This is a genomic window from Streptomyces luteolifulvus (assembly GCF_008806595.1).
GTDB classification, from domain to species: Bacteria; Actinomycetota; Actinomycetes; order Streptomycetales; family Streptomycetaceae; genus Streptomyces; species Streptomyces luteolifulvus.
Genome location: NZ_VZRB01000015.1, coordinates 188,040 through 195,915, shown reverse-complemented (window position 1 = coordinate 195,915; position 7,876 = coordinate 188,040). Strand labels below are relative to the sequence as shown.

The following is a 7,876-nucleotide window of genomic DNA, read 5'->3' as shown; positions in this document are numbered from 1 at the left end:
CGACCTGGCCGACTTCGTGGAGTTCGTGGACGCCGCCCACCAGCGCGGCATGCGCGTGATCATCGACTTCGTCATGAACCACACCAGCGACCAGCACCCGTGGTTCCAGGAGTCGAGGAGGGACCCGGACGGGCCGTACGGCGACTACTACGTGTGGGCGGACGACGACAAACAGTTCCAGGACGCCCGGATCATCTTCGTCGACACGGAGGCCTCCAACTGGACCTTCGACCCGGTCCGCAAGCAGTACTTCTGGCACCGTTTCTTCGCCCACCAGCCGGATCTCAACTACGAGAATCCGGCCGTTCAGGAGGAGATCATCTCCGCGCTGCGGTTCTGGCTGGACCTGGGCATCGACGGCTTCCGGCTGGACGCCGTGCCGTACCTGTACCAGCGCGAGGGAACCAACTGCGAAAACCTTCCGGCAACCCATGAGTTCCTCAAGCGGGTGCGGAAGGAGATCGACGCCCACTACCCGGACACGGTGCTGCTGGCGGAGGCGAACCAGTGGCCGGAGGACGTCGTCGACTACTTCGGCGACTACCAGAGCGGCGGCGACGAGTGCCACATGGCCTTCCACTTCCCGGTCATGCCCCGGATCTTCATGGCGGTGCGCCGCGAGTCCCGCTACCCGGTCTCCGAGATCCTGGCGAAGACCCCGGCGATCCCCTCCAGCTGCCAGTGGGGCATCTTCCTGCGCAACCACGACGAGCTGACCCTGGAGATGGTCACCGACGAGGAACGCGACTACATGTGGGCCGAGTACGCCAAGGACCCCCGCATGCGCGCCAACATCGGCATCCGCCGCCGCCTCGCCCCGCTGCTGGACAACGACCGCAACCAGATCGAGCTGTTCACCGCGCTGCTGCTGTCCCTGCCCGGCTCGCCGATCCTCTACTACGGCGACGAGATCGGCATGGGCGACAACATCTGGCTCGGCGACCGCGACGCGGTGCGCACCCCGATGCAGTGGACCCCCGACCGCAACGCGGGCTTCTCCTCCAGTGACCCGGGCCGGCTGTATCTGCCGACGATCATGGACCCGGTCTACGGCTACCAGGTCACCAACGTCGAGGCGTCCATGTCCTCGCCCTCGTCGCTGCTGCACTGGACCCGCCGCATGATCGAGATCCGCAAGCAGAACCCCGCCTTCGGCCTCGGCTCGTACACGGAACTCCAGTCCTCCAACCCGGCGGTGATCGCGTTCCTGCGCGAGTACGAGGACGATCTCGTCCTCTGCGTGAACAACTTCTCCCGGTTCGCGCAGCCGACGGAGCTGGATCTCAGGACGTTCAACGGCCGGCACCCGGTCGAGCTCTTCGGCGGGGTCCGATTCCCGGCCATCGGAGAGCTGCCGTACTTGCTGACCCTCGCAGGGCACGGCTTCTACTGGTTCCGGCTCCGCAGAGAGGGCGCATAACACCCCGTCGAACCCGGGGTGGGGCGGTTTCCCCCGCCCTGCCCGGGGCACGCATCAGTAGCACCCCGACCACCCGGGGAAAGGACGCGACGCCATGTCGGAAGCAGTCACCCGCACCGCCACGACAAGTCCCGGCCTCCTTGCCTCACTGGATCCACTGCTGCGCGAGTGGCTGCCGCGGCAGCGCTGGTTCGCGGGCAAGGGACGTCCCGTCACCGGGTTCTCGCTGGTCACGGCCACCGAGCTGATGCCGTCCGGCGGGCAGCTCGCCCTGCACCATCTGCTGGTCCGCGCCCATCAGCCGAGCACGCTCGGCGCCGCCCCCCACCCCGGAGACTGCTACCAGCTCCTGATAGGCGAGCGCGAGGCGCTGCCGCCCCGGCTCGCGCCCGCGCTCATCGGCCATGTGGATCAGGGGCCGCTCGCCGGACGCACGGTGTACGACGCCCTGTACGACGCCCGGGCCGCCCACCTGCTCCTGGAGGCGCTGCGCAGCCGCGCCCGGATCGGCGGGCTGCGCTTCGAAAGGGACCCGCGTCAGGAGATCCGCGAAGGACTCGTGCCGCGGGTGGTGACCGCCGAGCAGTCGAATTCGTCGGTCGTCTACGGAGACACGTTCATCCTGAAGCTTTTCCGCCGGATCGTGCCCGGCATCAATCCCGACCTGGAACTGCCGCTGGCGCTGGCCCGTGAGGGCTGCCCCCGGGTGCCCGCGCCGACGGGATGGCTGCGGGCGGAGCTGGCCGGGGAGTCGTACGCGCTCGGCGTGCTGCAGCCCTTTGTGCAGGGCGCGGACGACGGCTGGGAGCTGGCCCTGCGCGAGCTGGCCAAGGGCCAGGACTTCGGCGCCGAGACGCGGGAGCTCGGCCGCGCCACCGCCGAGGTGCACACGGCGCTCGCACGGGCCCTGCCCACCGTCACCCTCGGTCACACCCAGGTGCAGCTGCTGGTCGACGGCATGATCGAGCGCCTCGACGCCGCGGCACAGGCGGTGCCCGCCCTGCGGCCGTACGCACCGGGGCTGCACTCCGCCTTCACCGCGGTGGCCGACCTGGCCGCCGAGGGCCGCACCTGGACCGCACAGCGCATCCACGGCGACCTCCATCTCGGCCAGTGCCTGCGCTCACCCGCCGGGCAGTGGTCGCTGATCGACTTCGAGGGCGAGCCGTCCAAGCCGTTGGCCGAGCGCCGGATGCCTCAGCCGCCGGCGCGGGACATCGCCGGGATGCTCCGCTCCTTCGACTACGCGGAGCACTCGGCCGATGTGCCCGTGCCGGGCTGGGCGGAGACCTGCCGGGACGCGTACTGCTCGGGGTACGCGGAGGTCTCCGGCCACGATCCGCGCACCGACCCCGTGCTGCTGCGCGCCTACGAAACGGACAAGGCGGTCTACGAGGTCCTCTACGAGGCCCGGCATCGCCCCGACTGGCTCCCGGTGCCGCTGTCCGCCGTGCGCCGTCTCGCCTCATCCGACCCGTCCTGATCTCACCCTCGCCCAGGAGGCACCGCCCGTGACCCCGCGTCCCCCGTCCACCGGTCCGGACCCGCAGAATCCGGACGAGGAGAAGAGCGTCGTGCAGCCGGAGGCGGCCGCGAAGAAGAAAGCGGCGAAGCCGGCAGCGAAGAAGGCCGCGAAGAAGGCGGTGGCGAAGGCGGTGGCAAACGCAGCGGAGCCGCTGACCGCGCAGAAACCGGCGGCGAAGAAGCCGGCAAGCAAGAAACCGGCGGCGAAGAAGGCCGCGGCCGAGAAGGCCACGGCGAAGAAGCCCGCTGCCAAGAAAGCCGTCGCGAAGAAGGCCGTGGCCAAGAAGTCCGCGGTGCAGCAGGCCGTGAGGCAGAGCGCGGCAAAGAAGGCCGTCGCCGAGAAGGCCGGCCCGGCTGCGGAGAAGGCCTCACCTCAGGCGCCCGCGCCCGCCCCCGCGCCCCTCGCCGTCTCCCCCGCCGTCGACGCCGGTGACCGGGAGCGGCTGCTCTCCGGCACGCACCACGACCCGCACGGGGTGCTCGGTGCCCACCCGGTCCCCGGCGGGGTGGCCTTCCGGGTCTTCCGGCCCTACGCGCTGTCCGTCACCCTCGTCGCCGGGAACCTGCGGGCCGAGCTGCACGACGACGGGGAGGGCTTCTTCTCTGGTCTGCTGCCCATGTCGGACGTCCCCGCGTACCGGCTTCGGGTGGGGTACGAGGGGACGGTCCAGGACACCGAGGACGCGTACCGTTTCCTGCCCTCGCTCGGCGAGCTTGATCTGCATCTGATCGGCGAGGGCCGGCACGAGCAGCTGTGGACGGTGCTCGGTGCGGAGCCGATGACCCACCAGGGCGTGGCGGGCACCCGTTTCACCGTGTGGGCGCCGAACGCGCGCGGGGTGCGCGTGGCCGGCACCTTCAACTTCTGGGACGGGTCGGCGTTCGCGATGCGCTCGCTCGGCTCCTCCGGTGTCTGGGAGCTGTTCGTGCCCGGGATCGGCGAGGGCGAGCTGTACAAGTTCGAGATCACCCGGCCCGACGGTTCGCGGACGCTGCGCGCCGATCCGCTGGCCCGGCGCACGGAGGCCCCGCCCGCCACCTCGTCCGTCGTGACGGCCTCGTACCACGAGTGGGGCGACGCGGAGTGGCTGGCCCGCCGCGCCCAGGCCCCGGCGCACGAGGCTCCCTTCTCGGTCTACGAGGTCCATCTGCTGTCCTGGCGCCCAGGTCTGACGTATCGTCAACTGGCCGAGCAGCTGCCCGCGTATGTGAAGGACCTCGGCTTCACCCACGTCGAACTGATGCCGGTCGCCGAGCACCCCTTCGGCGGCTCCTGGGGCTACCAGGTCACCGGCTTCTACGCCCCGACCGCCCGCCTCGGCACCCCCGACGACTTCCGGTACCTGGTCGACGCCCTCCACCAGGCCGGCATCGGCGTGATCATGGACTGGGTGCCGGCCCACTTCCCGAAGGACGACTGGGCGCTCGCCGAGTTCGACGGCCGTCCGCTGTACGAGCACGAGGACCCCTTGCGTGCCGCCCACCCCGACTGGGGCACCCTGGAGTTCGACTTCGGCCGCCGCGAGGTGCGCAACTTCCTTGTCGCCAACGCCATTTACTGGTGCGAGGAGTTCCATATCGACGGCCTGCGGGTGGATGCCGTCGCCTCGATGCTCTATCTCGACTACTCGCGCGAGCCGGGCCAGTGGGTGCCGAACGTGCACGGCGGCCGGGAGAACCTGGACGCGGTGGCGTTCCTCCAGGAGATGAACGCCACCGTGTACCGCCGGGTGCCGGGTGTCGTGACGATCGCCGAGGAGTCCACGGCGTGGGACGGCGTCACGCGCGCCACCCACCACATGGGCCCGGGAGGTTTCGGCGGGCTCGGCTTCGGGCTGAAGTGGAACATGGGCTGGATGCACGACTCCCTCGGCTATGTGAGCCATGAGCCGGTGCACCGCAAGTACCACCACCACGAGATGACGTTCTCGATGGTGTACGCGTACAGCGAGAACTACGTGCTGCCGATCTCCCACGACGAGGTCGTCCACGGCAAACGCTCACTGGTGTCGAAGATGCCCGGCGACTGGTGGCAGCAGCGCGCCAACCATCGCGCGTACCTGGGGTTCATGTGGGCCCACCCCGGCAAGCAACTCCTCTTCATGGGGCAGGAGTTCGCCCAGGGCGCCGAGTGGTCCGAGGCCCATGGCCCCGACTGGTGGCTCCTCGACCCCGCGTACGGCGCGGAGGCCGACCACCGCGGGGTCAGGGACCTGGTCCGCGACCTCAACACCGTCTACCGCCACACTCCGGCCCTGTGGGAGCGCGACATAGACCCCTCCGGCTTCCAGTGGGTGGTGGGGGACGCCGTGGAGGACAACGTCTTCGCGTTCCTGCGCTTCGACGCCGAGGGCAGCCCGCTGCTGGCCGTCTCGAACTTCTCCCCGGTCGTCCGTCACGACTACCGTCTGGGCGTCCCCGACTCCGTTCCCGCCTGGCACGAAGCGCTCAACACCGACGCCGCCCGCTACGGCGGCGGCGACGTCGTCCACCCCGACCCGCTCAAACCGGAACCCCAGGGCTGGCACGGCCGCCCGGCCAGCATCCGCCTGACCCTGCCACCCCTGGCGACGGTGTGGCTGCGGCCGGCATAACGGCATAGGCCGGGGGTCCGGGGGCGGCCCCCCCCGGGGGGCGGTCACGACATCACCGGCACGCTTGCGCCAACGCCCCCGGCAACGAACCCGTATACAGCACCCCCAGCCTTTGAGTGGCCCGAGTCAGCGCCACGTAGAGATCACTCGTGCCGTACCGCCCGGGCTCCACCACCAGAACGGAGTCGAACTCCAGCCCCTTCGCCTGGCGGGGGTCGAGCAGGACGACCCTACGGGTCAGATCCGGCTCGGCACCCGCCGTCACCCCGTCCAGTCCGGCGGCCAGCCGCCGGTGCAGTTCGCGCGGGGCGATCACCGCGAGCCGCCCCTCCGCCGGGGTCAGCTCCTCGACCGCCTTGGCCACCGCCCCGGGCAGGTCGTCGGTGGCGCGTACCCAGGGCCGTACACCCGTCGACCGCACCGAACTCGGCGGCTCGAACCCGGGATGCTCCGCGCGGACCACCGCCGCCGCCACATCCATGATCTCGGCCGGGGTGCGGTAGTTGACGCCGAGCCGGGTGTGCTCCCAGCGGTCCTCGACATAGGGCCGGAGGATGTCCGCCCAGGCGCCGACGCCCGCCGCCTCCGCGGTCTGCGCGGGGTCGCCGACCAGGGTCATCGAGCGGGTCGGGCTGCGCCGCATGAGCAGCCGCCAGGCCATCGGGGACAGCTCCTGCGCCTCGTCGACGATGATGTGCCCGAACGCCCAGGTGCGGTCGGCGGCCGCGCGTTCGGCGGCGCTGCGGTGGTCGTCCTCCTCGTGGCGCTCGGCGAACCGTTCGGCGTCGATGATGTCGTGCGCGGAGAGGATCTCCGAGGCATCGGGATCACTGTCCTCCTTGTCGTCGAACTCGTACGTCCGGGAGGCGTAGGACACGTCGAGCACGCCCTGCGCGTAGGCCACTTGGGTCTCCCGCTCCCGTTCCGCGCGGGCCCGCGCCACCCGGTCGTCCTCGCCCAGCAGCTCCGCCGCCTCGTCCAGCAGCGGTACGTCCGCCACGGTCCACGCCCGGGTCACCGGGCGCCGGATCGCGCGCGCGTCCTCGTCGCCGACGTAGCCCCCGGGGTCGGCGAGGAAGTCGGCGACCAGGCGCTGCGGGGCCAGCCGCGGCCACAACCGGTCGATGGCGGACCAGACTTCGGGGTTCTCGGCGAGCTCGTCGCGGATCTGGGTGATGTCGCTCGCGTCGAGGAGGTTGGTGCCGTCGTACGGGTCGGTGCCGATGCGTTCGGCGACCATGTCGGTGAGCGTGTTGAGGATGTGGCCCTCGAAGTGCTCGCGGGCCGCGTTGTGCGGCAGCTTCGCGGCGCGGGTGCTCTCCCGCGCGACGTTCACCAGACCGTCGTCGAGCATGAGGATCTCGCGGTCGTGCTCGATCGCGATCACCGGGTCGGGGAGCGCCTGCCGGTCCCGTACGACCGCTGCCAGGACGTCGGCCATATCGGCGCGGCCCTTCACGGCGGCCGCCTCCGGAGTGTCCGTGGCCGTCGCCTTCACGCCGGGGAACAGCTCGCCGACCGTGGCGAGGAGCACGCCCGTCTCGCCGAGCGAGGGCAGCACCTCGCCGATGTAGCCGAGGAAGGCGGGGTTCGGGCCGACGATCAGGACCGCCCGCTTGGCGAGCAGTTCCCGGTGCTCGTACAGCAGGTAGGCCGCCCGGTGCAGCGCGACGGCGGTCTTGCCGGTGCCCGGGCCGCCCTCGACCACCAGCACGCCGCGGTAGGGGGCCCGGATGATCTCGTCCTGCTCGGCCTGGATGGTCTGCACGATGTCGCTCATACGGCCGGTGCGCGCGGAGTTGAGCGCGGCGAGCAGCACGGCATCGCCCGACGGGTCCTCGAAGCCGGTCCTGGTGGCGTCGCCGAGGTCGAGGATCTCGTCGTGCAGGGCGGTGACCCGGCGGCCCTCGGTGGTGAGATGCCGCCGGCGGCGCAAGCCCATCGGGGTGTGGCCGGTGGCCAGGTAGAAGGGCCGGGCGACATCGGCCCGCCAGTCGATGAGGATCGGTGTGTGCTCGGCGTCGTCGATGCGCAGGCCGATACGGCCGATGTGGTGGCTGACGCCCGAGGTGAGGTCGATCCGGCCGAAGCAGAGCGAGCCGTCCACCGCGTTCAGCGCGGCGAGCAGCCCCGACCGCTCGGCGACCAGGATGTCGCGTTCCAGGCGGGCCTGCATGGGTGTGTTCCCCTGGGCGAGCGCGTCCGTGACGGAGGTCTCGGTGGCACCGCGCAGGGCGTCCACGCGCGCGTACAGGCCGTCGATGAATTCCTGCTCGCGCTGCAATTCACTGTCTGGAAAGTCGGTGTTTGACAATTCCACTCCCGCCCGGATATACTG

The 7,876-nt window shown here is 70.8% G+C and carries 4 protein-coding genes; 3 read left to right on the top strand and 1 reads right to left on the bottom strand.

All coding sequences use genetic code 11. From position 1 onward, the window contains the following. The 3 genes from treS to glgB form a co-directional block, all read left to right on the top strand. The coding region (gene treS / locus F7R91_RS22355) for a maltose alpha-D-glucosyltransferase (protein WP_150950861.1) at positions 1 to 1,420 on the top strand (1,420 nt) is incomplete at its 5' end. A 94-nt stretch (positions 1,421 to 1,514) separates the two neighbouring features. Then, entirely contained in the window at positions 1,515 to 2,903 is a 1,389-nt protein-coding gene (locus F7R91_RS22350; RefSeq protein ID WP_150950860.1) for a maltokinase N-terminal cap-like domain-containing protein, read from the top strand. A 28-nt stretch (positions 2,904 to 2,931) separates the two neighbouring features. Further along, a complete protein-coding gene (gene glgB, locus F7R91_RS22345; protein ID WP_150950859.1) occupies positions 2,932 to 5,538 on the top strand; it encodes a 1,4-alpha-glucan branching enzyme in 2,607 nt (868 codons plus the stop codon). 52 nt (positions 5,539 to 5,590) lie between these two features. Here the strand turns inward: glgB and F7R91_RS22340 are convergent, their stop codons facing one another. Beyond that, positions 5,591 to 7,822 (bottom strand): HelD family protein, encoded by a 2,232-nt coding sequence (locus F7R91_RS22340; protein ID WP_150950879.1) that lies wholly within the window; start codon positions 7,820 to 7,822, stop codon positions 5,591 to 5,593. Between the last annotated feature and the right edge of the window lie 54 nt (positions 7,823 to 7,876).